A 26817-nucleotide genomic window follows, 5' to 3' on the forward strand; every position below is an offset into this window, starting at 1 on the left:
TTGATGAGCGACGGGTGGCACCGCTTCCGTCGCCTGTAGCCCGTCGCCTGCCGCCCGTCACCCGTCACCCGTCACCTGCCGTGCCTCCACGCGATCGCTTCGAGAAGAGGTTCTCGTGCGCCATAGACTCTCCGCCCGCCTGCTGCCCGCATGCCTTGTCCTGGCTCTGGGGTCGGGCACCGTGCTCGCTTCCGGTCCCGCGTCGGCCAGCCCCTCCGGGGGCACCGGGCCGACCCGCGCCCCCGATGTCTACTGCTACGACGAGCCGTCGCGGCCGGACGCCGATCTGAGCGACCTCGAGGCGTCCTTCAACTCCTCGAACTGGATGCGGACCCTGCAGGCCATGTACAAGCGGCGCTGGCCCAGCGGGGAGGCGCTGGCGATCGCCCAGGCCAACGACCCGTACTGGGACCAGTTCGTGGACAAGCAGAGCTTCGACGGATTCGCCGAGTCGATGATGGTGGCGATCCACGAGGAGACCCACATGTGGGACCTCGACTCGTCCCGGACGGAGTGGGACGTCCACACCGCGGCCTGGATCAACGCCGGTCAGCAGGCACTGACGGTGCCTCTGCACGGCGGCTTCCCCCGCAGGGAGATCCTGCCGCTGATCAAGGACACTCTCAGCAAGGACATGGACGACATCTACCTGCGGGACAGTCAGCAGGGGTCGTACAACCTCCAGGGAGTCCTGGCGGAGCAGAACGCCGGGCTGACCGGACTGCCCGCGGTGACGGTGCTCCAGGAGTACATCAAGGGGGTCGGCGCCAGTAACGCCCGGGACATCGCCGCCACCAACCTGCGCTATCTGCTGCTGTACCTGCGCGTCGCCAAGGACAAGCACCCCGGCTACTGGACCGAGATCAAGAACGAGCCCAAGCTGCGCGAGCTGGTCCTGATCCAGTTCCTGCGTACGGCCTACTGGCTGGAGAAGTCCGCGCCCTACACCGGCAAGCTGGGCAGCAAGGACGCCGACAGGATCACCGCGGCCAACTACGCCCCGGAGAACATCGCCATCCTGGAGGAATTCACCGGCCGCAAGGTGCGCATCGACGCGCACAAGAACTGCACCGGCTGAGAGGGCCATCCCTCCCCCGGAGGGATGGCCCGGCTCGCGCGGCGCGCACGTGAATCTCAGTTGAAGGAACGGACCGTGTGGTAGTACTTCTTCGCGCCCTTGTAGCACGCCTTCCGCAACTTCTTGCGCTGGGCCTTCGTGTACGGATCGGCCCAGATGTGCTTGCCGCACACAGTATTCATGTCGCGCAGGAACGCCTTGTCGACACGGAGTTTGTGATCCCGCCGGAACGTGGCCTTGCCCACGGTCTTCTTGTAGTTGCGGTAGCCGAAGTCGTGCCGCCAGCAGGGAAACTTCAGGTCGTATCCGCCCGGGAACTTGTCAGGGCCCCATGAGCAGCCGTCCGTCTCCCAGGTGAAGCGATACTTCTTGACGGATGCCTTGTTCTTCTTGCCCAGCGTGGCGAACCAACGGTCTTGTGACGCACTGGAGTTGCCGGTGATGGACCGCATCTTCTTGAGCTTTGCCGCCTTGCTGACCTGCACGGAGACCGAGCCGTCGAGATCAGCGGAATCCGCGAGGGACGGCGCGGCCACTGCGATGACCAAGACACCGGACAGGGCCGTGCCGACGAGGGAGTTACGGAGTGCATTCACTGCTGTGCTCCATTTCTCTCTTCAATTCTCTGCCAGATGGCAGGAGCACGGTGACAGATGGACAAGATCCCTTCTACTGCACCGAAAGGCACTGCCCAAAGGTGCAATTTCCTGGAGCGCGAGTCGGGTCTAGTGTCCTTGGCGGAAACCGAACTGACAGGTAGTCATCTGAAGGGGACGTTGTCTATGCGCATGCGTACAATTGCGGCCGCTACGGGGGCTCTTGCCGCCCTCACGTTGGGCGCCGCCGCGCCCGGCGCGACAGCCGCCGTTCAAGGTCAGCCGGATGTACCGGGTGCGTCGGCTCAGTCGGTGCACGTGAAGGGGTTCCCGTGGGACAAGAAGGGCCGCGACAAGGTGCCGAAGTGCGCCCGCCACGGCTCGTTCAACAGCGACGGCTACACCGACCACCTGAAGTTGAAGAACAAGTGCGACCACGCCGTCACGTACCACATCATCCTCAAGCGCGGCGACGACCGCTGGCACAAGGTCCGCGCCCATAAGTCCTGGCGCACGACCTGGAAGTGGCCCACGAGCCTGCAGAAGGTCGGAACCTGATCCGACCGAACGAAGTGCCCCGCACACGGCGAAGGTGTGCGGGGCACTTCGCCGTTGAGCCTACGGGCCCACGAGCTTCATGGGCGAAAGCACCGGCCCTTGCCCACCGGGCGACGGGCGGCCGGATCCGCCGTCCCCGTCAGCTGCTCGGGAAGGGCACCTTCGTGAGCTCTTCGGAGACGCGCCAGATGCGCCGGGCGTCCTCCGCGCTGCCCAGGCGGGAGTAGAGCTTCTGCTCGGCGGGAGGTCCGCCGAGATGGCCGGGGCCGCTCGGCCCGTACAGGAGGGCGCCCTGGGCGTCGGCCGCCGTCGCCGCGTACAGGGCGGGGAGCTTCGCGGTCTCGACGGTGCCGAGCAGGATGCCGCGGGCGGACAGGGCGCGGATGAGCCGCACGCCCAGGGTGTCCCGGTCGCGGCCGAGCTCGGGGCGCGCGGCGAGCAGGCTCGTGGGAGCGACCCCGGGGTGGGAGAGGTTGCTGGTGATGCCCCACCCGTGGGCCCGGCTGCGCCGGTCGAGTTCGAGGCCGAACAGCCCGAACGCGATCTTCGACTGACTGTAGGCGCGACGGCCGTCGTACGAGCGTTCCCAGTTCAGGTCCTCCCAATGGATGCTGTTCTGGTTGGCCGCGACGCTGATCTGCGAGGTCACGCGGGCGCGCCCGGCCCACAGCAGGGGCAGCAGATGGGCCACCAGGGCGAAGTGGCCGAGGTGGTTGGTGCCGAACTGAAGCTCGAAGCCGTCGGCGGTCGTCTGCCGGTCGGGCGGGGTCATCACGCCGGCGTTGTTGACGAGGATGTGGATCGGGCGCCCCTCCTCCCGCAGGGCCTCGCCCAGGGCCGCGACCGAGTCGAGGGACGACAGGTCGAGCTCGCCCAGCGACACGTCCGCGTGGGGAGCGGTCTCCCTGATCCTGGCGATCGCCGCCTCGCCCTTGCGCGGATTGCGCACCGGCAGGAGCACTTCGGCCCCGGCCGCGGCGAGCCTCGTGGCGAGGCCGAGCCCGATGCCGTCGCTGGCTCCGGTGACGACGGCGCGCTTGCCGGACAGGTCGGGCACGGTGATGTCGATGGGTCGGCGTGGCATGGGTGCACTCCTCGAAGCTGTGTCGTTGCTTCCACCGTCGGGGCCGGCGGTGGCGCTATCCAGGGCGCCTCGATCCCCCGATGCGGAGGTCCACGGTCCGTGGTGCGGTTCGGAAGCCGCGCCGTCCGTTCGGGGCCGTACCGGGGGATGCGAGAGCCCAGCAGAGATCTCCTGAAGATCACCGGATGTCCGTCGTCCGCCTCCGCAGCGACACGCTCGGGAAGGGGGGATCGACAGGGCGTGGATACGCGGATCAGCGAGCGGTAGGAATGGGTCAGCGCCGACAGGAGGCACGCATGGTGATCGACCGGACCGGTCTGGCGGAGTTTCTGCGGCGCCACCGGGAAGCGCTGCAACCAGAGGACGTCGGTCTCCCCCGCGGCCGGCGCCGCCGGACCAGCGGGCTGCGCAGGGAGGAAGTGGCCTCGCTCTGCCACATGTCGACCGACTACTACGCCCGGCTGGAGCGGGAGCGCGGTCCCCAGCCGTCCGAGCAGATGATCGCCTCCATCGCGCAGGGACTCCATCTCTCCCTCGACGAGCGCGACCACCTGTTCCGGCTCTGCGGGCACAACCCGCCCGCGCGAGGCGCGGTCAGCGAGCACATCAGCCCCGGCCTGCTGCGCATCTTCGACCGCCTGCAGGACACCCCCGCGGAGATCGTCACCGAGCTCGGCGAGACGCTGCGGCAGACCGAGCTCGGCGTCGCACTCACCGGCGACCTGACCGTCCACACCGGACCGGCCCGCAGCATCGGCTACCGCTGGTTCACCGACCCCACCACGCGGCAGCTCTACGCCCCCGACGACCACCCGTTCCTGACCCGCATGTTCGCCTCGGGCCTGCGCGGGGTGGTCACGCTGCGAGGCCCCGGTTCCAGGGCGGCGCACCTCGCCGACCTGCTGCTCGCTCAGAGCGAGGAGTTCCGGGAGGTGTGGAACAGGCATGAGGTCGGCGTTCGCCCCGACGAGGTGAAGCACTTCGTCCACCCCGAACTCGGTGCGCTGGAGCTGACCTGCCAGATCCTGTTCGAGCCGAGCCAGTCGCACTGTCTCCTCGTGTACACCGCGATTCCCGGCAGTGAGAGCTACGAGAAGCTGCAACTGTTGTCCGTCATAGGGACGCAGGCGTTTCGCTGAGCGATGGGTCCTGGGCACACGACGGGACAGTGTGGTGTGCCCGTTCGGTTCTGCGGGGCTGCCCTTGTGGCTCTGGAGCGGCGTGGGCCCTGCGCATCAGGGTGGAACGGTCGGTTCGTCCGATCTCTGAGCATGACCATCTCAGAGCGTGCAAGACAAGCAAGGAGATACCTATGAAGTCGTGGCGTACTCGAGTCGGTGTCGGTCTCGCTGTCGGGGTGGCGGCGGTCGCCATTCCGCTGACCAGCACCACCGCCTTCGCCGCCGGCCCTCCTCCGGGTGACGGCTGGCAGCCGGTCGGTGGCGAGTCGTTCGACTCCTGGCAAGCCTGCTACGACCAGATGCAGAGCGACCTGAAGCTCAACCCCCAGTACCACGAGGCCACTTGCGTCAGCGACCCTCAGCCCGGCCTCCCCAACTTCTACTCGGAGTGGATGCGCTGACCTCTTTCTCCACCGTCCGACCGTGAGCGTCCTTCCCGGGCTTGATCGCCTGCAGGGAGCCTCCGGGGACGTGAAGCACGGCCTTCGTCCGGTCCTGTACTCCCGTCAAAGGGACACTGCCCGGCACGAAGGCCGTGCCTGTCTGGTCAACGCCCTCGGCCAGGATCCGCTCCGCCCGAAAATGCATCGCGTGCCGTTGTGGGCGTCGGGATACCGCGCCGGTGCCCCCTGCTGAACTGCCGCGACCGCTTCGGCCCCGCGCCCCTACGGGCCTGGTCGGATTCCACGCCGACTTGGCCACGCCCGGACTCGGCAGTGAGCCGACCGTCTCCCCTCGGCGCCCCGGGCAGGATCCGTTCGTTCGCGTGTACGCGGCGCACGACGCGGAGCGAATGCTTCCAGTGACCCCCTGTGCGCCGAGCCAGAGTAGTCACTCTCTGCAATAGATTCGCTACTCAACGTCGCCTCGCTCGGTGCTCTGCATGCCTCAAGCCCGAGGATCCGGAAGGGACCACACCATGTCGCACGCGTCCGCGACGCCGCCCACCCGTAAGCGCCGCGCCCTGCGGCTGGCCGCCGCGCTCTCCGTGCTCGCCGCCGGAACGTTCTGCGTCACCGGCGCCGCCCCCGTGGAATCGGCGAAGGCCGACCTCACCTGCACCTCGATCGGGAACACTTTCCAGGACGGCAACACCATCTCCGGCTCGGGCGCCATCATCGCGCCGTGCAGCGGCGGCGCCACGCTCGTGATCCAGCGCTCGCGCTGGTACGGCTGGGAGGACATGGCCACCCTGAACTTCTCCGGGCAGCACGCGCAGACCATCACGTACGACTGTGCGGGCACCGGCATCCACGACTTCCGCACCTACATCAACTCACAGCGTGCCAACGGCAGTTACGAGTTCCACGAGTCCAACCACATCAACGCGAACTGCGGCTGACCCCTGCTCACACGCCTTCCCTCCCGTGGAGATCCCGTGCCCGCTGCCTCTGGCGTCCTCCGGCGCCGCGTCACCCTCACCGCCGCCGCGCTTCTCACCCTCTCCGCCGCCTCCACCGCCGCGACCCCGCCACGGGCGCACCGCCCCGCCTCGGTCCAGGACGTCGCCGTGTGCACCCCGCAGATCGACAACCCCCACTTCTCGAACGGCGCGGGGAGCGTCATCTTCAAGGCCCGGATGAGCTGCACGACCGACGGCGCCATTCCCACCGTCAACCTCCGGGTCCAGGGCACCCTCGGCTACGTCCCCGGCGGCGCTCCCGGACAGCCCGCGCAGGGCCCGCCGTCCTCCGCCGCGACGTCCGACCAGACGCAGACGGTGCCGACGAACGGGCAGCAGGTGACGTTCTACACGCCGGTGCCGGACGATCCCAAGAAGATCACCGCGGGCGGCACCTACGTCGGTTCGGTCACCTTCCAGATCGTGGCCCCCGCCCCCGGAACCGTCGGCCACGCCCAGGGCAACTACGTCTACGTACAGCGGTGACCGAATCCGGCCGCTGGGTCCCGGACGCCCGCACACTCATGTGGTGCTTCGGCCGGGCCGACGAGCACCGGGTGATGCCGGCGATCCGGGACGATGTGCGCGACCGGGCGCCGGACCTCGAGCCCGGTTCCGACGCCTACTGGCTGGTGGTCTCCGAGGCCGCGGTCGAGGCGGTCCTCTACGACCTCCTCGACCGCGCCAAGAGGGAGGGCACCTCCTTCGAGGACCCCCCTCCAGCCACATGACGGCCCTCTGGTATTTGCATCCGGAGTGCTACTATCCGCGGATGCCACAGGCCAGGAGACCGAGCGCCAAGTCCGCGGCCGTCAAGGCCGGTTCGCCGATACGGGGTGGTCGGGAGTGCGAGCCGGCCGATGGGCGTGCCGCGCGTTCGCACCGCACCCGACTGACGATCGTCGACGCGATGCGGGCCCTCCACGCCGAGGGTGATCTGAGGCCGACCGCCCGCGCCATCGCACAGCGCGCCGAGGTGTCCCTGCGCACGGTCTGGCAGCACTTCGCCGACCTCGAGACGCTGCTCGCCCACGCCGGTGAGCGCGACCTTCAGGTGCTGCTTTCGCTGGTGAAGCCGATTCCCGCGACCCAGCCGCTGGATGCACGCATCACGGCGTTCACCCGCCAACGGGCCCGCCTGCTGGAGCAGATGACGCCCAGCTGGCGGGCGGCGCGGCTGGAGGAGCCGTTCTCCGAGGAGCTGCGGCGCCTGAAGGCCAGTACGTTCGCGATGGCCCGCGACGAGGTGGCGTCGGTGTTCGGGCCGGAGCTGGAGCAGCTCGGTGGGAAGGAGCGGCGTACGGTCCTCAACTGCCTGGTGGCGGTGGGCTCCTGGGAGCACTGGGACGCGCTGCGCAGTGGGCTCAAGCTGTCCCAGCGGGCCGCTCGCGATGTCATGATCACCTCGGTGACCGCGCTGCTCGGCCCGTCGGCAGCCGATGCGGCGGGCGCTGCGGGCGTGGATGTCGCGTAGCGGGGCTGCTTGTCGGCGTGGTGCCGGTCCAGTGTGCGATGTCGGCTGTGGCCGCCGGTCCCGGCCCGCCCGTCGCGGTCGGAGAGCGTGCCAGGTCGATGTGGTGGTGGGCGGCGTACGGCTGGGGGCGGGCAGGTCCGGACGAGCGGCGAGCAGACCGCTGTCGAACACGGCGAGCACGCCGGATCCGTCCGGGTGGGCGGTGGCCTCCGCGAGCAGCGGATCGTCGGGGCACAGCGCGTGCTCGGTGAAGTGCACCGGATAGGAGAACGCCACGGTGAAGCGGACGGCGAGCGAGCTGCTGGTGCCGGTCGGCGCGCGGCGGGCTCACCACGGGGTCCGCCAGACGCCGCCGCTGCCCGGGGTGGCGTCCAGTCGACCGCCCGCGCCGGGTTCGAAGTGGCCGAAGTCCAGGACGTAGAGCTGTCCGTCCGGGCCGGACGCGACGTCGATGGGGCGGGCGAGCCCGGGGGTGGACCGTACGGTGTGGCTCCAGTCCCGTGGGTCGACGACCGCGAGGGCCCGTCCGGAGCGCGGGCCGGAGGGGGCGGTCAGAGGGATCTCGTCGCCGAACAGCGCGACCACGAGAAGGCCGTCGGGAGCGAGTGTCATCTTGACCGCCGCGGAGTGTGGCGCGAAGGCCAGCAACGGCTGCTCGGGGCGCGGGAGTTCGTGGTGGTTGGCGAGGACGAACTCCGGTGGGGTGCCGGTACCGGGCGCGTGGCGGGGATCGTCGACCGGGATGCCGCCGATGAAGTCCGGCCAGCCGTACCAGGCGCCGTGACGTACCTCGTAGAGCAGTTCCGGTGCCTGTCCGACGGGGCGGCTGCCCCGGTCGTCGGCGCCCTGGTCGGTGGCCAGGAGGCGGCCGTCGGGCAGGAACAGCAGCCCGTAGGCGTTGCGCAACCCCCAGGCCACCAGCCGCAGATCGCTGCCGTCGGGCCGGCAGCTCATCACCGCCGAGGTGCAGGGCAGCGCGGCCGGGAGCCGGGTGCCCGCCGGGTGGACGGTGCCGAACGGGGCGAACGGCCCCGTGACCGCCCGCTGTCCGTCCTGGCGTGGGTCTTCGGTCTCCGCGGCGACCTCGCGCAGTTCGATGGCGTGGCCGGGGATGTCCAGCGGGTGCGGGAGTTGCCTGAGCCAGCTGATGTCGAGCGCGTCGAGCCCGATGATGCCGGTGTTGGTGGCGGCGCCCTGGCTGAAGTACAGCCGTCCGTCGGGGCCGAAGGCGCACATGTTGGTCTGGTAGTTGCCGCCGCCGGGCAGGTCGTCGAGTACGGTCCGCGGGCTGCCGCCGTCCAGCGGGAGGCGGGAGATGCGGCCGAAACGGCCGCCCTCGGAGAGGTAGAGGGCGTTGTCGTGGACGGCGAGGCCGTTGACCGGGGCGCGCAGATTCTTGGCGAGCAGTTCGCGGCGGCCGCCCTGGACGCGCCAGACGCGACCGCCCGGTGCCGCGCCGCCGAACGGCAGCCCGGACTCGGCCAGATACAGGCGTCCCGCGTCGTCGAAGGCCAGGCTGGTGGGGAAGTCGAAACCCGTCCCGTACGGCTCGAGGGCCGGCGAAGTGGTGGACATGACGCCTCCGGTGAGGAGAGGAGGGGGCAGGGTGCCCGCCGCCGACGGGCACCCCGGAGCGGGTGGTCAGTACAGGCCGAGCGAGCGCAGACCCCCGGGTGCGGTGGCGCCCCAGGTCCAGCCGTAGCCCACGTACACGCGGGCGTCGGCCACCGTCACCCCGCCCGCGGCACCCTTCTCGATCACGGTCGCCCCGTCGGGGTCGCCGATGTAGCGGGTCATCAGAGTGCGTCCCGTCGCCGCACTGTGGGCACGCAGCGTGCCGTCCCACGTGGTGAAATACAGCACCCCATGGGCCACGGTGACGCCGCCGAAACCGCCCTCGGGCAGGCTGGTGCGCCACTTGATCCGCCCGTCCGCCGCGTTCAGCGCGAACAGGGTCGCGGCGGTGGGCCGGGCGTCCGCGCGGCTGGTCGCCGTCAACTCCGTATTGCCGACGGCGTAGACGGTGCCGTCGGCGTAGGCGGTGGTGTGCTCGATGCCGCCGAGCGTCGTGCCCTTCACGAGTTCCCTGGACCAGACCGGCGCACCCGTCCTCGCATCGAAGACCCGGTAGCTGCCGCCCTTGTCCCCGCACCCGACCACCCGCCTGCCGTCGACGGTGAACAGGTTGGGGGAGGCGCCGAGATCGGCGTCCTTCCCGTTCGGGTGGGTGTCGTTGAAGACGTCGCCCGCGGTGTACTGCTGGTGCCAGGCGATCTTCCCGGTCCTGTAGTCGAGCGCGACCAGCGTGTCCGACATCGGTCCGGCGGGCTCCGAGTACGACTGGCCGGTGCCGATGTACGCCAGGCCCAGGTCGGTGTCGACCGCCGCCGTGGACCACACCGACACTCCGGTGCAGTCTCCGGTGCACACGGGCGTGCGCCACTTCGTCTTCCCCGTGGCGGCGTCGAGTCCGACGACGCTGCCCTGGAACGGCGGTGAGGCCGGGGTGAACACCTGGAAGGAGCCGCTGCCGACGATCAGGGTGTCGCCTGCCACGACGGGCGAGGACCAGATCAGGTCGTTGGCCGTGGGCTCGATGTCGGTGCCCCACTTCTTCGCGCCCGTGGCGCGGTCGACGGCGAAGACATTGCCGCCGTAGCCCGCGGTGTAGACGGTGTCCCCCGCCACGGTCGGGGAGCCCGGCAGCTGCGCGGGCAGCAGCTTCGTCTGCCATGCCCGGGCGCCGCTCCTGGCGTTGCGGGCGGTCAGGTTCCCGGCGAAGTCCGAGGCGTAGACGACGCCGTCGACCACGGCCGGGGTGGAGGTGACGGCCGCGCCCCGCGCGTTCCACTGCTCCCGGATGCCGCCCACGTTGGCCGGCCCCAGGACGGACTCCGAGGCGTGCCGGGTGTTGGCCAGGTCGTGCCCGAACGACGCCCAGTCAGTGGCTGCGCGGGCGGCGCCTGCGTGTGCGGCTTGGGCATCGTGGCGCGTGGCGGCATCGGAGCTCCCCAGCATCGCCGAGACGAGCGCAAGTCCGCCGACGACGGCCGGCAGAGCTCCTCTTCGGTTCCGCCGGCTCTTCCTGTGGCCTTTCCTCTTGCCTTCTCTCATGCGCAGGCCCATGGGATCTTCCCTGCCTTCCTTGGGAGGGGACGGCTCAGGCCGTGCAAGTTCCCGCACTTGGAGTGCAGATAGGTCAAGTGGAGGAGAAGCTTGCTCTTATCGCACTCAAGATGCAATATCTTGGAACGGATCCGAGCCGACGGAACCAAGACAGCGGCAACCGGCTGCAACTCGCCCTGGCCTCACGCAACTTGACGACGTGACAGGTGAGCGAGCCCCTCCCCTCGTATCGCCCAGCTCACCGGCCTGGACCCCCAAGAGGTCGCCCGCATCTCCGGCACCTGACGGCGCAGCCCCTTCTGGCACCATGCAGCCGTGACAGCCATACACGATCAACGTCCGACCGAGGCCACCCTCGACTTCAGCCGCTCGGCTGGCTGCCCGACGCCTGGCCCGAGCTGGGCCGACGGCAGCCGGCGCCCGGTGACCAGGCTTGGGGCTTCGAGGAATGGGTGCGGCACTGGCACGCGGGCAACGGCTGGTGGGAGTGAATCCTCAGCACTCCACCCGGTGCGGGTGGGCTCCGGACGCGAAGGCGAGAGCCGGGCGGGGTGCACCTCTCAGCCCCGCCCGGCTCATCGTTTCATCCAGGCCACTCAGTCCACGTGCAGCTTGTCAGTCCACGTACAGCTTGCCCGGGTGCGGGTAGTTGGAGCGGTAGCCCGCCAACTCCCGGATGTCGTGCGGGCTCAGCTTGATGCAGCCGTTGGAGGCGTAGCTGCCGGTCCAGCGGTACGGGCCGCTGCCCTGCCGGCCGTTGGGCTTCATCTTGCTGTGGATGAACAGCTCGGTACGCCACTTGCCGCTGTGGCACTTGTGGTTGCCGATGTCCCACGCGATGCCGTTCACGCCGCGGGCACCGCCGTTGTGGTGCCAGTAGAACTTCTTGATCTTGTACGTGCCGTTGGGCAGCCAGCCGCGATTCGTCGCGCACGAGTCCTTGCTGCCGTTGCCGGAACCGGCCCGCCAGCTGTCGATCGTCCAGGCGCGCACATGGTCGGGGTTGGTCGCCTGTACGTAGATGAACTTCAGCCGCGAGTTGAGGGCGCTGGAGCCCTTCTTGAACTCGACGTACGTGTAGTTGCCCCCGCTGGCCACGGCGGCGGACTTCACGGCCGCCGGGACCTGCACCTCGGGCGCGTTCGCCGGAACGACGGCCGGACGCGCCTGAGACGTGGACGGCGCCGGCGCCGCGTTCGCCGTCAGCGGTGTGAACGCCGCGGCCGCCGCGGCGATGGCCGCGACCGCGCCCACGGCGGCCGTTCGCTTGCGCTTGGCTTGGGTGTGCATCGTCTTGTCCCCCGATTCTCCGTCCGCCACTTCGTGCGGTGCAGTGGCGCTGTGAGGAGGAACGTACGAGGTCAGGGGCGGGGGTGGCGTCCAGCGCTGGGTTGAGGCTCTGCTCAACCTGTGAGGTAGCTGAGCGGTTCCTACAACTTTCGTGGTACGGCGCCCCCGGCCGCCCCCTGTGCTCGCAGGCGTACGAGTCCCGGGTGGTGCTGCAGATCAGCAGGTTCATCGGACCGGTCATCAACCCGATCGACCGCTTCAAGGCGGACTGGCGTGGCGAGTGCGAGTCCTCATTTCACGCCGCCCCTGCGGAGACAGGAGCGCCGGAGACGCGGGCGCAGACGCGGGGCGCGCGGCCCGCTCGCCCGCTCCGGGTTCCCGGCCGCCTGGGAGCCTGCACCCTGGGTGCCGCGACTCCTCGTGCGGCACCGTGGCCGGCATGACCGACACACACATTGCGCCGGCCCGTCTCGGCCGCGCCGCGCTCGCGGCGGCTGCCGCCCTCGCCGCCTTCATCGCCCTGCCCGCCGGTACCGCCCATGCCGCCACCGGCACGCTCTTCTACCACTCGAGCCAGTCGGGAGACCTGGAGCTCAACGACCCGGACAACGGGGAGTGCTACCTCCTCCTCCAAGGCGCGACATCCGCCCACAACGACACGGACACCGTCGCCACGGTCTACTCCGACCAGGGCTGCGAACAGATCCTGGACACCCTCGTCCCCGGCAACGGCCGTGACTTCACCGACCCCCTCGCCCACAGCGTGAAGTTCGGCTGAGCCCTTCCTGTGACGGCGGGGGGAGCGGTCAGGGACCGCTCCCCCCCGTCAATTGTCCGAGATGAACAATTCCGCGCCTTCGAATCAGTACCCCTCGTCCCTGAGTTCACCGCCGCACGCTGGCATGATCCTCGTGAGGATGCGTCAGACGCTGTGTAGTAACTCAACAAATCAGGGAGGCTCGTGTGACCCGTAACGGGCGAGTGCTGGTGACGGGCGTCGGTGCGATGACGCCGCTGGGGGCCGATGCGCCGTCGACGTGGTCGGGGATGCTGGGCGGGAAGTCTGGGGTGCGTTTTCTGGAGGAGGAGTGGGCCGTGGATCTGCCCGTGCACGTCGCGGCCGGGCTCACGGTGGATCCCGCCTCCCTGCTGCCGAGAGCCGAGGCCAGGAAGCTGGATCGCGGTGAGCAGGTCGCCCTTCTCAGTGCGCGTGAGGCGTGGCGGGATGCCGGTGCCCCACAGGTCGAGCCGGAGCGATTCGCCGTCGTCATCGGTACGGGGACCGGTGGTGTCCTCGCCACGCTGGGGCAGGACGACGTGTTCGAACGTGCCGGGATGCGCAAGGTGTCCCCGTACGCGGTCCCCATGCTGATGCCGAACGGCCCGGCTGCCTGGGTGAGCATGGACCTGGGCGCGAAGGGAGGCGCCAGGACTCCGGTGAGCGCCTGTGCGTCCGGGGCGGAGGCCCTTGCCCTGGGGCAGGATCTGATCCGCAGCGGGCGGGCGGACGTGGTCGTCGCAGGTGGGGTGGAGGCGTGTCTGCACCCCTTCACCATCGCGGCGTTCGCCCAGATGAAGGCCCTGTCGACGCGGTCCGCGGACCCGGAGGCGGTGTCCCGTCCGTTCGACGTCGAGCGGTCCGGGTTCGTGATGGGTGAGGGCGCGGGGATGATGGTGCTGGAGCGCACCGAGTTCGCCCGGGCCCGTGGGGCGCGCGCCTACGGCACGCTGGCCGGCAGCGCCGTGAGTTCCAGCGCGAACCACATCACGGCCTCCGACGCGGAAGGCCAGGTGTTCGCCATGGAGCTGGCGCTGCGGGACGCCGGTCTGGCCCCGGCGGACATCGGGGTCGTGCACGCCCACGCCACCTCGACCGACTCCGGTGACCTGGCGGAGGCGGAGGCGATCAGCCGGGTGATCGGCGGCCGCACCGCGGTGACGGCGACGAAGTCGATGACAGGTCACATGATGGGTGCGTCCGGAACGGTCGGCGCGATGGCCGCTCTCTTCGCGCTCAGCGACGGCATGGTGCCCGCCACGCGCAATCTCGACGAACTCGATCCGCGGGTGGAGCTGGACGTGGTCCGCGGTGAGCGGCGTACCGGTGAATGGTCTGCCGCGCTGGCCAACTCGTTCGGGTTCGGCGGGCACAACGTCAGTCTCGTCTTCACCGCATGACGACGAGATCTTGACCGTGGCGCTGGGCGGCAGGGTCCCTCAGGGCCGGTTGCCGCCCCCGCATGGTGTCGCGTCGTCGTTCAGCCCGGCCTGACCGGCAGGCCGGTCGCTGTCACTTGTGGCACCAGTAGATCGTGTGCTTGTACTTGGGGTTCGCGAAGACCTTGAAACCGGGCTTCACCCGCAGCTTGACGCCCCACTTCTTGCTGTGGCCGTACCAGGTCTTGCCGGTCCTGTTCCAGATGGAGTGCGTGGGCTTCCATATCCACGGCCGTACGCTCGGGCGCCCCGACCTGCACTTGGTCTTGCTGTGCGACCAATCGCTGATGTGCCTCTCGGACGACCCTTCTGAGCGGTCACCGCCCTTCTTCGAGTACAGGCACATGTAGTTCTTGTCGCACGCGAACCGGCCCGCGGCGGCTTTCGACTCGGCCGCGCTCGCCCCGCCCGCTCCCCCGCCCGCGAACAGCATCGCTCCGGCGAGCAGGGTGACCGCGAGGGCCCTGCTCCCTTTCCCACCCATGGTCATATGCGTGTCCCCGTTCCAACTCTGCCCGGACCGGCGCCGGTTGAGGCAGACCGATCCACAGGCTCCGATATGACCGGTGAACGATAGCCCACGATCACCAGCCTCCGGCCGATCACGTCACACCCCGACAGACCGTGCCCCGTCCGTCGGCGCCGGAGCCATGATGTGGCCATGGCGTTGTCGACGGAACTGACGGAATTACTGGGTGTGCGGCACCCGATCGTACAGGCGCCGATGGGCGGGTCGGCCGGGGGTGCGCTGGCCGCGGCCGTCTCCCGGGCGGGCGGTCTGGGGCTGCTGGGCGGTGGGTACGGGGATCGGGCCTGGCTGGAGCGCGAGCTGCCGATCGTCGCGGCGGGCACCGGCCAGCCGTGGGGTGTCGGCTTTCTGACCTGGGCGATCGATGCCGGTGCGGTGGAACGGGCGCTGGCGTTCGGGCCCGCGGCGGTGATGTTGTCCTTCGGCGACCCGGGCCCGTTCGCCGACCGGATCCGCCGGTCGGGCGCGGTTCTGATGGTCCAGGTCACCGATGCGGACGAGGCCGGGCGAGCCGTGGAGGTGGGCGCCGACGTCATCGTGGCGCAGGGAACCGAGAGCGGTGGCCACGGTGCGCGGCACGGTCGGTCCACCCTGCCGTTCGTGCCGCTCGTGGTGGACCTCGTGGCACCGGTACCGGTACTGGCGGCCGGCGGGATCGCCGACGGGCGCGGGGTGGCCGCGGCCCTGGCGCTGGGCGCGGCCGGAGCGCTGATCGGCACCCGCTTCCAGGCCACGGCCGAAGCCCTGGTCGACCCTTCCGTCAGCAAGGCCATCGTCGAGGGACGCGGTCAGGACACCGAACGCAGCGGCGTGCTGGACATCGTCCGCGGCTCGGGCTGGCCGACGGAGAAGTACACCGCCCGCGCCCTCGGCCACCCGAGTCTCGACCGGTGGCGCGGGCGGGAGGCCGAACTGGCCGACGACGACCGGGCCCGTCAGGACTACCGGGAGGACGTGGCCCGAGGGGCGATTCCGTCCCTGCCGGTCTGGGCGGGCGAGGCCGTCGACCTCATCACCGACCTGCCCTCCGCCGCCGACCTCGTCACGGCCCTGGCCGCGCAGGCCGAGGATGCGCTGGACCGGGCCGGACGGCGGCAGCGGCCGGACAGCCGCCCACCGGCTCACGGCTGACGCCCTCGGGTCCCTGTCGATGCCCTGGGTCACCGCTCGGCGGTGGCGTCCGCGTCCGGCTCGGTGGCGGGGCCGGGCGGGGTGTTCTGCCATCTGCGGGCGACCTGCTTCATGAGCTGCGGATAGACGATCAGATAGCGGAGTGGCCGGACCCCGGCCAGGTAGACCCGCCCCAGCGGGCCGTTGGGTTTGACCAGTGCGGCCATCTGGGCGTGGTGGCCGCCCGCGCCGTCGGGGACCCAGCCGTAGTGGGACAGGCAGTGCACGGTCTTGTTGGACAGCTCCCAGCACATCTCGTTGTCGGTGAGGTAGACCGGGCGGAACGGCGTCCCGTGGGGCACCGGCGGGAGCGGGCCGTCGCGCAGGTCGGCCGGCAGCCGGTCGCGCAGGGACGGCACCCGGGCGCCGAGGTCGTGCTGGGGTGTGTCCCAGCCCAGCAGTCGCCCGAGCCGCCAGCGCAGGTGCCACAGAGCGCGCGCCGGCCAGGCCCAGCCGTCCGTCGGGTCGTGGTCGTCGCCGGCGATCCGGTCGCCCATCCGCACGAAGCGCTCGAAGTCGTCCGGGCCACCGGGGGTCGGCAGGGCCCACACGTCCTCGAGGCGGAAGTCGGCAGCGATCTCGTGGATGCGCCACGGCTGGCCGGTGTGGGCGCTGCTGGGGATTCTCATGGCTCCGTACCGCCTGTCACGGGGAGGTATAGGGGTCGCTCCGGCGTGGCCGGGGATCATCGCGGCAGTCCGTCGTGCGGCGCGGGGGCGGTACGACGGGGGGCGCGGCGGGATCCGAGCAGCAGCAGGACGACCGCGAGCACGCCGAGCGGCCAGGGCTGGAAGGGCTGGACCACGGCGTCGACCACGGTCCAGATCCCCAGGGTCCAGGCGATGAACGCCGGGGGCGTGATGCCGCGGCGGTCCAGCCACAGCACGATCAGGCCGACCACGATCAGCGGCGGGCCGAAGCTCTCCACACTGAGCCAGTACGCGCTGCCCGCCGGGCTCATCTCCGCCAGGTCCTCGTGCCACAGTCCCCCGCTGAACCACGTCCCGGCATGGCGCGCGGCCCGCTCCGCCGTGAGGGCGCCGATCGTGTGCGCGGCTCCGCAGAGCGTAATGATCCAACCAGCCCACTTGACCATCTGAGTTCTCCGTTCGTGTGCCGAAGCCACTCGATTACGGAACTACCGTTTCGATACTGGTGTTCCGTATCATGCGGGCATGACAGCGGGAAAGCAACGGGGTGGACGCCCTCGGGACAGTCGCGTGGACCACAAAATCCTGGCAACCACACGGGAGTTGATCGACGAGGTGGGCTACCCGGCCCTCACCGTCGACCAGGTCGCGGTCCGCGCCGGGGTGGGCAAGGCGGCGATCTACCGCCGCTACGCCTCCAAGGCCGAGATGGCGTTCGCCGCCACCGCGCACGGGCAGTGGCCGCCCGCGCTCGCCGACACCGGCTCCCTGCACGGGGACCTGCTGGCCCTGGTCCGCACGTTCCACGCGCCCATGGCCGCCCCGGCCGCCAGGCATCTGATACCGGCCCTCATCAGCGAGATCGCCGTCAATCCCGAGCTGGACGCCCGGTTCAAGGACACCTTCCTGGCCGCCGAACGGGCCGAGTTCGCGGACATCGTCGAACGGGCCGTGGCTCGTGGCGAGTTGACCGGGCCGGTCGACCCCGAGACCGCCCACCTGCTGCTGCTCGGCCCCCTCACGGCCGCCCTGTACATCATCAACGTGCCCGTCGACGACGCGATGATCGCCGACCTCGCCGCCGCCGCCACGGCAGGCATCACCGCCCTCGCCGACCAGCGCCACCGAGGACAAGACCATTTGTAGTTAGCTTAGGCTAACCTAAGTTCATACGTTCGCCACGCTCTCGACGGACGGCCTGTCCAGAAATCACTGCTCCTCAACTCGGCAGTGAGAAAGAGGAGTTATGCGCGCCCCCTACGCGGAACCCGCCACCGCCCTGCCGGACCACCGGCCCGCCCGGGTCACCGGGCCGCGCGTCGCCCGGCTCGCGGAGCAGCTGGACGGCGCCGCAGCGGCCGAACGCGGCCTGCTGGTCGACGCGTTCTGGCGGGAGGTGGCGGCGCGGGACACCCCGCTCGTCGAGGAGATACCCGGCGCACCCGGGCACCGGGTTGTGACCTTCCTGCGACGCGGGCACCGCGCCATGCGGCAGGTGCTGTTCATGTCCAACGGGCTCGTCGACCGGGACCGCCTGGCCGACTCCCGCCTGGAACACCTCCCCGGCACCGACATCTGGCACCTGAGCCTGCGGCTGCGCGCCGACCATCGCGGCTCCTACCGCCTGGCGGCCGACGTCTCCCCCGGCGAGCCGCCCACCGACCCCGACGCCCTCCAGGCTCGGCTGCGTGCGCTGCTCGCGCACGCCGGGCCGGATCCGCTCAACTCCCGCTCCCTGCCCGTGCGGTGGAGCACCGCGGACGCGTCCTTGTTCGCCCTGCCGCAGGCGCCCGCCGAGGCGTGGCGAGGGCGACGGACCCCCACGCGGGCGGGTCGCGTCGAGCGCCATCGCATCCCCACCGTGGCGCTCGGCGGTGAGCGCGACGTCTGGGTCTACCTGCCGCCGGAGAAGTCGCGGGAGAAGGGGCAGGAGGAGTCGCCGGGGCGCGGCGGCGACGGTCCGCTGCCGGTCCTCGTGCTGTGCGACGGCGACATGTGGTTCGGCCGGATCGGGCTGCAGCACTCCCTCGACACGCTGATCGCCGCCGGGACGCTGCCGCCGCTCGCCGTGCTCGCGCCCGACGCCGTGGACCGCCGCACCCGCGGGCGCGAACTCGGCGCGCGGGACCCCTTCGTCCAGTTCCTCGCCGACGAACTGCTGCCGTGGGCGGGGCGGCACGGGCCGCTCACCGGAGACCCGGCGCGCACCGTCGTCGCCGGACAGAGCCTCGGCGGCATGGCCGCGCTGTACGCGGGCCTCCAGCGGCCCGACCGGTTCGGCCACGTGGTCGCCCAGTCACCGTCGTTGTGGTGGTCGCCGGAGCTGGCGCCGGGTGTCGTGCAGAAGCAGATCGACGGCGTGCCCTGGCTGGTGCGCCGGTTCGCCGACACCGGCCCGCGCCCGGTCACCGTCCATCTCGACGTCGGGCTGCACGAGGGGCCGATGGCCGAGTACAGCCGCGCCCTGCACAAGACCCTGCGCTCCGCCCACTACCGGGTCACCCGCAACGAGTTCAACGGCGGCCACGACTACGCCTGTTGGCACCCGGCCCTGCTGGACGCCGTCGCCCGCCTGCTGGGACCCGCGGCACCCGCCGGGCCCGCCCAGAAACCCGTACAAAAGAAGGAGTGACCATGGGAAAACTCAGCGGAAAGGTCGCGCTGGTGACCGGCGGCAGCCGGGGCATCGGGCGCGGCATCGCCGAACGCCTCGGCCGGGACGGCGCCTTGGTGGCCGTGCACTACGGCCGCAACGAGGCGGCCGCCACGGAGACCGCCGCGGCCATCGGCGAGGCCGGTGGCCGGGCGTTCGTCGTGGGCGCCGAACTGGGTGTTCCCGGAGATGTGGACACGCTCATGGCCGGGCTGGAGGCCGGGTTACGCACACACGGGGAATCGATGATCGACATTCTCGTGCACAACGCGGGGCTGAACCTCATGGGGCGGCCGATCGAGGTGCTCACCCCGGAGGAGTTCGACCAGATGGTCGCGGTCAACGTCAAAGCGCCGTTCTTCCTCACCCAGCGGCTGCTGCCCCAACTGCGGGACGGCGGGCGGATCATCAGCATCTCGTCCGTCTCCACCCGCATCGCTTCCGCTCACGGCATCGCCTATCCGCTCACCAAAGGCGCACTCGAAGTGTTCAGCCAGACCCTGGCCAAGCACCTCGGCCCCCGCGGCATCACCGTGAATTCCGTGGCCGTCGGATTCACGAGCACCGACATGACCGCCGAGGTGCTGGCCGACCCGGCGAACCGGGAGCGCAACATCAGCCTGACCGCGCTCGGCCGGATCGGCCGGGTCCCGGACATCGCCGACGCGGTCGCGTTCCTGGCCTCCGACGACGCCCGCTGGATCACCGGCACCAAGGTCGACGTCACCGGCGGCGTCAGCCTGTAGCGGCTCAGCGCGAGGCGCGCCGACGGGCCACGTACGCCAGGGCGAATCCGCCCACCAGGACGGCGCCGCCGATCGCGGCGAGCGGGACGACGGTGGCGCCGGTCAGCGCGAGCGCGCCCGACGGCTCCTCCGCGCCCGGCTTGTGGTCGCCCGAGCCGCCCGAGCCCCCGGCCGGTGCCGGTGCGCTCGGCGTCGAGGTGCCGTCGCCGCCCGCCGGGGGCTTCGCGCCGCCCGCCGGGGTGGCGGAGTCGGTGGCGGGAGCCGAGGGCGACGAGGTCGACTCGGGCTTGTCGTCGGCCGGTTCGGACGGCTTGGCCGACCCGGGGCCCGACGGCTCGGCCGGGCAGCCGGTGAACGGGTGGTGGTGGGTCTCGGCGCTGCCGGTGCCGCGCAGGGACTTGGCGATGACGGAGCCGTTGACGGGGCCGCCGTCGCCGAGGTCCACGGCGGCGTCGGGGGCGAGCACCGTGCCGGGCCAGGCGTTGTGGCTGTGCTTGGTGACCTTGGTGGCGGTGGGGAAGTTCCACAGGAGCTTGGCGGCCGGGCCGTCGACGCGGTACGTGGCCGCGGCGGCCTGGTCGTACGTGGAACCGGTGACGTTGACCACGACGGTGGAGCCGGCCGGGGCGTCGATCACGATGTGCTTGGCCTGTTGGAGCTCGGCGGCCTCGACGGTGAAGACGTTGTTCTTGTCGTCCGTGCCGGAGAGGGTCAGTCGGGCGGCCGCGCCCTCGCCGGTCAGGCGGGCGGTGCCGTTGGCGTTCAGGCGCGCGTAGTCGGCGGAGTCGGCGCGCAGCTGCCGGAACTCCTTGGCGAAGTCGATGGGGCTCTTGCCCTGGCCGGCCTTGGCGCCCTTGTCCTTGACCTCGACGGGCTTGCCGTCGAGCGACCCGTACACACCGCCGCCGTGTTCGAGCACGGTGTGCGCCGTGTCGCCGGTCCTGAGGGTGCCGCCGACCACCAGGGACGCGCCGCCGCGCAGCGAGGACGTGGAGCCCAGGTGGCTGCCCACGCTGAAGCCGCCGGTGAAGTCGGCGTCACCGCCGACCGCTACGGCGCCCTCGCTGTCCGGGCTGCGGACCGCGTCGCCCTCGACGAACTCGTTGTAGCTCGTCGCCAGGCCGAGTGCGCTGTCCGGTGCGGGGCAGCCCTGGGCCGACGCACCGGGTGCGGCCACGGCGCTCGTGGCACCGCCGAGGACGAGGGAAGCGGGCAGGACGAGCGTGCCGGACAGGGCGAGGGTGGCCGCGGAGGCGGATATGCGCATGGAGGGTCGGTCTTTCCTCGGGGTGGTGAATGGGGTTCATCACACAGCACGTTGGATGTGCGATCGCGAACGAACAGCTACATGATCACGATCTTCCGCGATGTCCGTCAAGGCGCTTAAGGGTCACTTAAGCCCCATGAGTCCGTCTTTATCGAATAGTGATCTCACGCCCTCGAAGTGGGACTCTTCACGCACCCTGGCCGCCCGAACTGGGCGGGCATACCTGCATAATCGGGCCAGTCATGTAGGAACTGCAGGAGGCCCGAGCCGATATGGCCATCACGTCCCACCGCTGCTGCCCCGGGTGCGGGTCCGACCTGAGCGCCGTGCCACACGGTGTTTGCGGTTGCTCCGGGCCATTTACTGCCGAGCACACCGACCCGATGCACATACGTCCGTACGCTCCGCTGGAGCGGACCGACGCGACGGCGCCCTTGCCGCGGATCCCGCACCAGGGACTCCCGTTGGGGCCGGGCTTGGGGCCGGACCTGGAGCAGGAGGTCCCGCGGCGACTCCCCCGGCACGGATCCGAGCGCGACGGGACGGCGAGCGACGGGAAGGACGGCGACGTCCCACCCCGCCCGGGCCCCGGGCATCGCCGTCCCGACAGGCGGCGCAAGGCGTCGCGGCGCGTCGGCACTTGGCCGCTGGTGGCGGGTGGTGCCGCCGCTCTGGCCGCTGCCGTGTTCCTCGTGACGCAGTTCGCCACCGACGGCGACGGCGGGGCCCGGGCCGGTGGCCCGGCCGAGAAGGTGCGCTCGGACGACCTCACGCCCTCTGACGAGGCGAACGACACACCATCTGGAGGCGCAACCAACTCGGGGGCGGCGCGCGACAGTTCGCACGAGGCATCGGCCGAGCCCTCCACCGCCCCCGCACAGACGCCCGGCGGCGGCTCGTCCGCGCGCGGCCCGGCGCAGGAAAGCCCGCAGCGGCAACCCTCTACCGGGGCCACGGGCGCTACGCCTGGTGGCGAGCGTCTGAGTGCCATGTCGACGCCGGGCAAGGCGCACGACGATCCCGGCGGCCGCTCGACCGGTCCGACGAGCGGCACGGCCGGTGCCTCGGGACCCGTCCTGCGCCCCGGCGACTCCGGGCCCGAGGTGGCGGAGCTCCAGCGCCGTCTCAAGCAGACCGGAATCCTGGCCCGGAGCTCCCCCACCGACGGCCACTTCACGCCGGCCGTCCACGAAGCGGTCTTCCGCTTCCAGGTCGCCGAGGGCGTGCGGGGAGACGTGGACGGCGAGTACGGCACGTACACCCGCCGGGCCCTGGAGTCCCGGACCCGGGGCTGAGCCGAGAGGATGAGCGGCGTGACCGAGGCGAGTGCAGCGGATCACTGCGCCCGCAGCGCCCCCTCGATCATCCGCAGCGTCGCCTTCGCCTGTGCCTCCTGGCCCGGGCCGTCCAGGCGGAGCGTGAACGTCGCGCTCGTCGCGGCCGTCGCGCCGTCCGGGGTCACTCCGCACTCGGAGACGCAGCCGAGGCTCGTACCGCCGTGGAACCAGATGCCCCCGTCGGTCCCGGGCACCGGACGCCAGGCGATGCCCAGGCCGTAGCGAACGCCGGGGGCCGGGATCCAGTCGTCCGCGGGGACCGTCCGCTGCATCGCGGCCAGCTCGGCCGGGCGCAGCAGACGGCCGCTCAACAGGGCGCGCAGGAAGACGCCGTGGTCATGGGGTGTGGTGATGACGCAGCCGTCGGCGCCGCCGCCGTAGCTGAGGGTGGTGTCGGTGGGCCGGGTGTGGCCGGGGAAGTACGTGTACGCCGTGGCGGTCGGCTCGGGGACGTACGGCGAGGTTCCCGGGGTGAGCGTGTGGCGCAGGCCCAGTGGTTCGATGATGCGCTCGTGGATCTCCTGCGCCCACGGGTGGCCCGTGACGCGCTCGATGAGCAGGCCCGCGACCACGTAGTTGGTGTTGGAGTAGGCCCAACGGCGTTCCTGGGAGGGGTTGTCGGCGTTCGGGAGCCAGAGCGGGGGCTTGCTCAGAGCCGCCTTCAGTTGCTCCTCGGGCGGCTGGGAGCGGAAGCGGTTGCGGCGGTAGCCCTCGGGCGTGAAGTCCCCTTCGTCCGCGCCTGCCGCCAGGTAGTCGTTGAGGCCGCTGGTCTGGCGCAGGAGGTTGGCGACGGTGATGCGGCGGCCGTCGTTGCCGTGTCCGCGGACGGCTCCGGGCAGCCAGCGGTCGACGGTGTCCGTGAGCGCCAGCCGTCCCTCGCCCACGAGTTGCAGGGCGACGGTGGCGGTGAAGGTCTTGGTGTCGCTGCCGATGCGGTAGTACGGGTTCCAGGGCACCGGGTCCTTGGTCGCGAGGTCGGCGGCTCCGGCCCGTGCCGTGGTGCGGCCGTGCGCGGTCTGGACCTCGGCGAGGACGCCGGTCGCGCCGGTGGCGAGGACGGCGTCCACGTCGCGTTGGAGGCGGCGGTCCGCGTCGCGCCCGAGGCGGTGGTGCGCAGCCCCGCCGCGAACGCGGTCGGCGGCTCTCGCGGTCGCCCCGGGGGCCGCGGCCCCGGTGAGGAGGGCCGCCGCCGTGGCCGCAAGTCCCGTACGCCTGCTGATGAGGGGGCCCTGGGTGCTCATCGCGTCGCCTCGTTCTTCTCGTCGGTCCTCGTGTCGTTCTTCTCGTTGCGGGGGCAGGTGAGATCGGCGGCGGGCAGCTTGCCGCCGCCCAGGTAGGAGTTGACGGCGCGGTCGGCGCAGGGCACGGGTGTGCGGCCCTCGACGCCCCGGCCGTACACGCCATGGGAGCGGATGTCCGCCGTCACCAGGCGAGAGCCGGTGAGCTTGCGGTGCAGGGCGAGCGCACCCTCGTAAGGGACGTTGTTGTCGCGCTCGGCCTGCAGCATCAGGACCGGGACGTCATTGGCTACCGGCGTGCCGCCCGGCTCGGCCGGCTCGGCTCCCCAGAAGGCGCACGGGGCGATCATTCCGTTCACGTAGGGGCCGAAGACGGGCTGGGTCGCCCGGCTGCGCACGCTGTTCTTCCAGTACGTCTCCGGGTTCTTCGGCCAGCCGCCCGCGGGCCAGCCGCCGTCGCCGCACATGAACAGGGCGCCACCGACCATGCTGCTCTCCAGCTCGGGCGACTCCAACAGCTGGAGCATGGAGGCGAGTTCGGGGCCGGGTGTGCCGAGCCTGCCCTCCGATGCGGCGACCAGGTCACGGACGAGAGCGGCCATCATCGGGTCGTTCTCCTCGTGCTGGACGGGCTGCTTGAGCAGCATCCGCAGGAGGGGGGCGCCGAGGCGGTATGTGCCGACGGCCACCGGGTGCTTCTCGGCTTTGGCCAGCATCTTCTGGACTGCGCCGCGGACTTGGGCGGCGCTGGTACCGAGGCCGTAGGTCGCGTCGCGGCGGGCGGTCCAGGCGGCCCACGCGTCGAGGGCCTGCTCCGCGGGAGCGCCCGAGCGCTGGAACAGCTCGTACTGCGTGGCCGACGGGTCGGTGCTGGAGTCGATCACGATGCGGTCGGCGCGGCGCGGGAACAGCTGGGTGTAGACGGCGCCCAGGTCGGCGCCGTAGGAAATGCCGTAGTAGGAGAGCTTGGGTGCGCCGAGGGCGGCGCGGACGGCGTCCATGTCGCGGGCGACGTTCCGCGAGGAGGCGTGCGGGAGCAAGTCGGCGTTGTCGCCGTGGTCCTTGCAGCGCCGTGCCGTGTCGCGGGCGCTGCGGACCGCGTCCTCGAAGTCGAGGCGGGGGCTGGTGGTCGTGCGCGGCACGGGCCGTTCGGGCGCCGGGCCGCAGCTGATCGGGGTGCTCTCGCCGAGGAAGCGTGGGTCGAAGCCGATCAGGTCGTAGCGGTCGGCGACGTCCTTCAAGGCGGGGCGCAGAGCGAGGGTGTTGGCGAGGCCCGTGCCGCCGGGGCCGCCGGGGTTGGAGAGCAGGATGCCGCGCCGCTCGGCGGGGTTCTTCGCCTTGATCCGGGAGACGGCGATCTGGATCGTGCGGCCGCCGGGATCCGCGTAGTCGAGCGGGACGGTCACCTTGGTGCAGAGCGCGCCCGCCGCGTTCAGCTCCTTCTGATCCGGGGCGCAGCGCCCCCATGTCAGGTGCTGTCGCGGGCTCTTGGCCGACGTCGGGCTCGCCGTGGCCATGGTGGTGACCGCGCCGCTCGCGAGCAGTGCGCTCAGGCTCAGGCAGGTGGTGACTCTTGACGTGACGCGCATCGCTCTCCTCGGCCGGGGCGGATCGGTCGGTCACGGTGGACCGGTTGATCACGACGCTAGAAGCGGCCGCGGCGCCGGGACATCCGGCTGCCCGGCCGAAGCGGCGTGGGGAAAACCCCCGCGTTCCCCGGAACTTCGAGGCGAGATCGCGCCAACTTTGGCTGTTCCGGCCACTGCTCGCGCGGAGTTGTCCGCGATCTCTCCCGGAATTGTCCTTGATCGGTAACAGAGGCATCCCTTTGCGCGCGCGCCTCGTCCTGCCAGGTGGTCGCACGGCGACCGGAGATCGTCGAGGGACTGCGCGAAAAGAGGCGGACATGGCACGGCACGGCGGCGGGCGGGGCTGGTACGGCAAGCTGGTCGGGGCGGCGCTCGGGGTGACGGTGCTGGCCACCGGTGCCTCGGTGTGGACCGCGCAGGCCGGTGACGCGAGCGAGGCGCCGCCCAAGGCGACCGCACCGGGCAGCGAGGCCAAGCCGGTCGACGCGACCATCGCGCACGCCTCGGAGAAGGGGAAGCGCGGCGTGAACATCACCATCGACGACGGCCCCGACCCCCGCTGGACCCCGGAAGTCCTCGCCGTGCTGCGGGAGTACGGAGTCAAGGCCACGTTCTGCATGGTGGGCACGCAGGCGCAGGCGCACCCGGACCTCGTGAAGGAGGTCGTCGCGGCCGGGCACCGGCTGTGCGACCACTCGGTGTCGCACAACACCGGCATGGACAAGCAGTCCCAGAGCTACCAGTCGCAGCAGATACTCGACGCCGAGCGCGCGATCACCAAGGCGTCCGGGGGTGTACGGCCGATGTACTACCGGGCGCCGGGCGGGGCCTTCACCCCGTACAGCCGCAAGCTCGCCGCGTCCCGGGGCATGCGCCCGCTGGGCTGGAACGTGGACAGCAAGGACTTCGAGCGGCCCGGTACGGACGCCATCGTCGCCACGGTCGAGCGGGAGCTGCCGAACGGGCCGACCCTGCTCTTCCACGACGCGGGCGGCGACCGCACCCAGACCGTCCAGGCCCTGCGCCGGCTCCTGCCCGAACTCAAGGAGAAGGGCTACTCCTTCGGCTTTCCGGTGCACTGAAAAACCGGCCCTGCGCGGAGCCGACCCCCTGCTAGGGTGCGCCGATGTCAACGATCAAGCAGGTCCAGGTCACCTTTGACTGTGCGGAGCCGGAGCGCGTCGCCCGCTTCTGGTGCGAGGTGCTGGGGTACGTCGTCCCGTCGCCGCCGGAAGGTTTCGCCTCGTGGGACGAGTTCAACCGCTCCCAGTCCCCTGAGGAGCGGGGCTCGTGGTTCGCCTGCAGTGACCCCTCAGGTGTGGGCCCGCGGCTGTTCTTCCAGCGCGTTCCCGAGGGCAAGGTCGTCAAGAACCGGGTGCATCTTGATGTGCGGGCCGGCACCGGGCTCGTGGGGGACGAGCGGCTCGCCACGCTGGAGGCGGAGAGCGCACGGCTGGTGGCGCTCGGCGCGGTCCAGGTGCGCGTGCTCCTGGCCGATGAGGAGAACGAGTCGTGCATCGTGATGCAGGACGTCGAGGGCAACGAGTTCTGCCTCGACTGAGCGTCCTCCCGGACGCGCCGGACGGGCACGTGCGCCGACGGCGGGCGTGCCGACGGCGGGCGTGCCCTCCC

28 protein-coding genes are annotated in these 26817 nt (G+C 71.0%); 17 read left to right on the forward strand and 11 right to left on the reverse strand.

The window, feature by feature from the left end; translation table 11 throughout:
* Positions 1 to 115: 115 nt before the first annotated feature.
* Complete coding sequence (locus tag ACFWYM_RS10130; protein ID WP_384832948.1) at positions 116 to 1078, forward strand: hypothetical protein; 963 nt, start codon at positions 116 to 118, stop codon at positions 1076 to 1078.
* A gap of 56 nt (positions 1079 to 1134) precedes the next feature.
* Here ACFWYM_RS10130 and ACFWYM_RS10135 read toward each other — a convergent pair whose 3' ends face one another.
* Positions 1135 to 1674, reverse strand: coding sequence for a phospholipase A2 (locus ACFWYM_RS10135; protein WP_384832951.1), 540 nt, complete (start codon positions 1672 to 1674; stop codon positions 1135 to 1137).
* A 192-nt stretch (positions 1675 to 1866) separates the two neighbouring features.
* Between ACFWYM_RS10135 and ACFWYM_RS10140 the strand changes: the two genes are divergently transcribed.
* Complete coding sequence (locus ACFWYM_RS10140; protein WP_384832954.1) at positions 1867 to 2232, forward strand: hypothetical protein; 366 nt, start codon at positions 1867 to 1869, stop codon at positions 2230 to 2232.
* A 139-nt stretch (positions 2233 to 2371) separates the two neighbouring features.
* Here ACFWYM_RS10140 and ACFWYM_RS10145 read toward each other — a convergent pair whose 3' ends face one another.
* Positions 2372 to 3316, reverse strand: a complete 945-nt coding sequence (locus ACFWYM_RS10145) for an SDR family oxidoreductase (protein WP_384832957.1) — start codon at positions 3314 to 3316, stop codon at positions 2372 to 2374.
* A gap of 296 nt (positions 3317 to 3612) precedes the next feature.
* Here ACFWYM_RS10145 and ACFWYM_RS10150 point away from each other — a divergent pair, with 296 nt between their 5' ends.
* From ACFWYM_RS10150 to ACFWYM_RS10175, 6 genes are all read left to right on the forward strand, one after another.
* Positions 3613 to 4455, forward strand: a complete 843-nt coding sequence (locus tag ACFWYM_RS10150; RefSeq protein ID WP_384832960.1) for a helix-turn-helix transcriptional regulator — start codon at positions 3613 to 3615, stop codon at positions 4453 to 4455.
* Positions 4456 to 4628: 173 nt separating this feature from the next.
* The gene (locus tag ACFWYM_RS10155; protein ID WP_384832963.1) at positions 4629 to 4898 is read left to right on the forward strand and encodes a hypothetical protein; all 270 of its coding nucleotides are present in this window, start codon (positions 4629 to 4631) and stop codon (positions 4896 to 4898) included.
* Positions 4899 to 5416: 518 nt separating this feature from the next.
* Positions 5417 to 5839 carry a hypothetical protein gene (locus ACFWYM_RS10160; RefSeq protein WP_384832966.1) on the forward strand — a complete coding sequence of 141 codons (423 nt, stop codon included), beginning with the start codon at positions 5417 to 5419 and terminating at the stop codon, positions 5837 to 5839.
* A 36-nt stretch (positions 5840 to 5875) separates the two neighbouring features.
* Positions 5876 to 6385, forward strand: a complete 510-nt coding sequence (locus ACFWYM_RS10165; RefSeq protein WP_384832969.1) for a hypothetical protein — start codon at positions 5876 to 5878, stop codon at positions 6383 to 6385.
* The gene (locus ACFWYM_RS10170; RefSeq protein WP_384832972.1) at positions 6382 to 6630 is read left to right on the forward strand and encodes a hypothetical protein; all 249 of its coding nucleotides are present in this window, start codon (positions 6382 to 6384) and stop codon (positions 6628 to 6630) included. Before ACFWYM_RS10165 ends, ACFWYM_RS10170 begins: the two co-directional genes overlap by 4 nt.
* Positions 6631 to 6671: 41 nt before the next feature.
* Positions 6672 to 7373, forward strand: a complete 702-nt coding sequence (locus tag ACFWYM_RS10175) for a TetR/AcrR family transcriptional regulator (RefSeq protein ID WP_384832975.1) — start codon at positions 6672 to 6674, stop codon at positions 7371 to 7373.
* Positions 7374 to 7700: 327 nt separating this feature from the next.
* On the opposite strand, the gene ACFWYM_RS10180 is transcribed toward ACFWYM_RS10175, so the two are convergent.
* The 3 genes from ACFWYM_RS10180 to ACFWYM_RS10190 all read right to left on the reverse strand — a co-directional run bounded on the left by ACFWYM_RS10180 (position 7701) and on the right by ACFWYM_RS10190 (position 11789).
* A complete protein-coding gene (locus ACFWYM_RS10180; RefSeq protein ID WP_384832978.1) occupies positions 7701 to 8948 on the reverse strand; it encodes a PQQ-dependent sugar dehydrogenase in 1248 nt (415 codons plus the stop codon).
* Between the two features lie 66 nt (positions 8949 to 9014).
* Entirely contained in the window at positions 9015 to 10391 is a 1377-nt protein-coding gene (locus ACFWYM_RS10185; protein WP_384832981.1) for a PQQ-binding-like beta-propeller repeat protein, read from the reverse strand.
* 723 nt (positions 10392 to 11114) lie between these two features.
* Positions 11115 to 11789, reverse strand: a complete 675-nt coding sequence (locus tag ACFWYM_RS10190) for a L,D-transpeptidase family protein (RefSeq protein WP_384832984.1) — start codon at positions 11787 to 11789, stop codon at positions 11115 to 11117.
* A 439-nt stretch (positions 11790 to 12228) separates the two neighbouring features.
* Between ACFWYM_RS10190 and ACFWYM_RS10195 the strand changes: the two genes are divergently transcribed.
* Together ACFWYM_RS10195 and ACFWYM_RS10200 are read left to right on the forward strand one after the other, a co-directional pair.
* On the forward strand, positions 12229 to 12567 hold the full coding sequence (locus ACFWYM_RS10195) for a hypothetical protein (protein WP_384832987.1): 339 nt from the start codon (positions 12229 to 12231) through the stop codon (positions 12565 to 12567).
* Positions 12568 to 12752: 185 nt separating this feature from the next.
* Positions 12753 to 13967 carry a beta-ketoacyl-[acyl-carrier-protein] synthase family protein gene (locus ACFWYM_RS10200; RefSeq protein WP_384832989.1) on the forward strand — a complete coding sequence of 405 codons (1215 nt, stop codon included), beginning with the start codon at positions 12753 to 12755 and terminating at the stop codon, positions 13965 to 13967.
* 112 nt (positions 13968 to 14079) lie between these two features.
* Here ACFWYM_RS10200 and ACFWYM_RS10205 read toward each other — a convergent pair whose 3' ends face one another.
* Complete coding sequence (locus ACFWYM_RS10205; RefSeq protein ID WP_384832992.1) at positions 14080 to 14490, reverse strand: peptidase inhibitor family I36 protein; 411 nt, start codon at positions 14488 to 14490, stop codon at positions 14080 to 14082.
* Positions 14491 to 14667: 177 nt separating this feature from the next.
* Between ACFWYM_RS10205 and ACFWYM_RS10210 the strand changes: the two genes are divergently transcribed.
* Positions 14668 to 15666, forward strand: a complete 999-nt coding sequence (locus ACFWYM_RS10210; RefSeq protein ID WP_384832995.1) for an NAD(P)H-dependent flavin oxidoreductase — start codon at positions 14668 to 14670, stop codon at positions 15664 to 15666.
* A 29-nt stretch (positions 15667 to 15695) separates the two neighbouring features.
* Here the strand turns inward: ACFWYM_RS10210 and ACFWYM_RS10215 are convergent, their stop codons facing one another.
* Positions 15696 to 16334, reverse strand: a complete 639-nt coding sequence (locus tag ACFWYM_RS10215) for a DUF2867 domain-containing protein (RefSeq protein ID WP_384832998.1) — start codon at positions 16332 to 16334, stop codon at positions 15696 to 15698.
* Positions 16335 to 16390: 56 nt separating this feature from the next.
* Positions 16391 to 16801, reverse strand: a complete 411-nt coding sequence (locus tag ACFWYM_RS10220) for a DUF6463 family protein (RefSeq protein ID WP_384833001.1) — start codon at positions 16799 to 16801, stop codon at positions 16391 to 16393.
* A 124-nt stretch (positions 16802 to 16925) separates the two neighbouring features.
* Here ACFWYM_RS10220 and ACFWYM_RS10225 point away from each other — a divergent pair, with 124 nt between their 5' ends.
* From ACFWYM_RS10225 to ACFWYM_RS10235, 3 genes are all read left to right on the forward strand, one after another.
* Positions 16926 to 17501 carry a TetR/AcrR family transcriptional regulator gene (locus ACFWYM_RS10225; RefSeq protein ID WP_384833004.1) on the forward strand — a complete coding sequence of 192 codons (576 nt, stop codon included), beginning with the start codon at positions 16926 to 16928 and terminating at the stop codon, positions 17499 to 17501.
* A gap of 100 nt (positions 17502 to 17601) precedes the next feature.
* Entirely contained in the window at positions 17602 to 18987 is a 1386-nt protein-coding gene (fes, locus tag ACFWYM_RS10230) for an enterochelin esterase (protein ID WP_384833007.1), read from the forward strand.
* Between the two features lie 2 nt (positions 18988 to 18989).
* On the forward strand, positions 18990 to 19754 hold the full coding sequence (locus ACFWYM_RS10235; RefSeq protein WP_384833010.1) for an SDR family oxidoreductase: 765 nt from the start codon (positions 18990 to 18992) through the stop codon (positions 19752 to 19754).
* A 4-nt stretch (positions 19755 to 19758) separates the two neighbouring features.
* Here the strand turns inward: ACFWYM_RS10235 and ACFWYM_RS10240 are convergent, their stop codons facing one another.
* Positions 19759 to 21021: a choice-of-anchor A family protein gene (locus tag ACFWYM_RS10240; protein ID WP_384833013.1), complete on the reverse strand. Its 1263-nt coding sequence runs from the start codon at positions 21019 to 21021 to the stop codon at positions 19759 to 19761.
* A 383-nt stretch (positions 21022 to 21404) separates the two neighbouring features.
* On the opposite strand from ACFWYM_RS10240, the gene ACFWYM_RS10245 reads away from it, so the two are divergent.
* Positions 21405 to 22316, forward strand: a complete 912-nt coding sequence (locus ACFWYM_RS10245; protein ID WP_384833016.1) for a peptidoglycan-binding protein — start codon at positions 21405 to 21407, stop codon at positions 22314 to 22316.
* A gap of 41 nt (positions 22317 to 22357) precedes the next feature.
* Here ACFWYM_RS10245 and ACFWYM_RS10250 read toward each other — a convergent pair whose 3' ends face one another.
* Positions 22358 to 23599, reverse strand: a complete 1242-nt coding sequence (locus ACFWYM_RS10250) for a serine hydrolase domain-containing protein (protein WP_384833019.1) — start codon at positions 23597 to 23599, stop codon at positions 22358 to 22360.
* Positions 23596 to 25185, reverse strand: a complete 1590-nt coding sequence (locus ACFWYM_RS10255; protein WP_384833021.1) for an alpha/beta hydrolase — start codon at positions 25183 to 25185, stop codon at positions 23596 to 23598. Before ACFWYM_RS10255 ends, ACFWYM_RS10250 begins: the two co-directional genes overlap by 4 nt.
* Positions 25186 to 25502: 317 nt before the next feature.
* On the opposite strand from ACFWYM_RS10255, the gene ACFWYM_RS10260 reads away from it, so the two are divergent.
* Positions 25503 to 26267: a polysaccharide deacetylase family protein gene (locus tag ACFWYM_RS10260; RefSeq protein ID WP_384833024.1), complete on the forward strand. Its 765-nt coding sequence runs from the start codon at positions 25503 to 25505 to the stop codon at positions 26265 to 26267.
* A 44-nt stretch (positions 26268 to 26311) separates the two neighbouring features.
* On the forward strand, positions 26312 to 26746 hold the full coding sequence (locus ACFWYM_RS10265; protein ID WP_384833027.1) for a VOC family protein: 435 nt from the start codon (positions 26312 to 26314) through the stop codon (positions 26744 to 26746).
* Positions 26747 to 26817: the final 71 nt, after the last annotated feature.

The sequence above is a fragment of the Streptomyces sp. NPDC059009 genome (genome assembly GCF_042740175.1).
Lineage (GTDB): Bacteria > Actinomycetota > Actinomycetes > Streptomycetales > Streptomycetaceae > Streptomyces.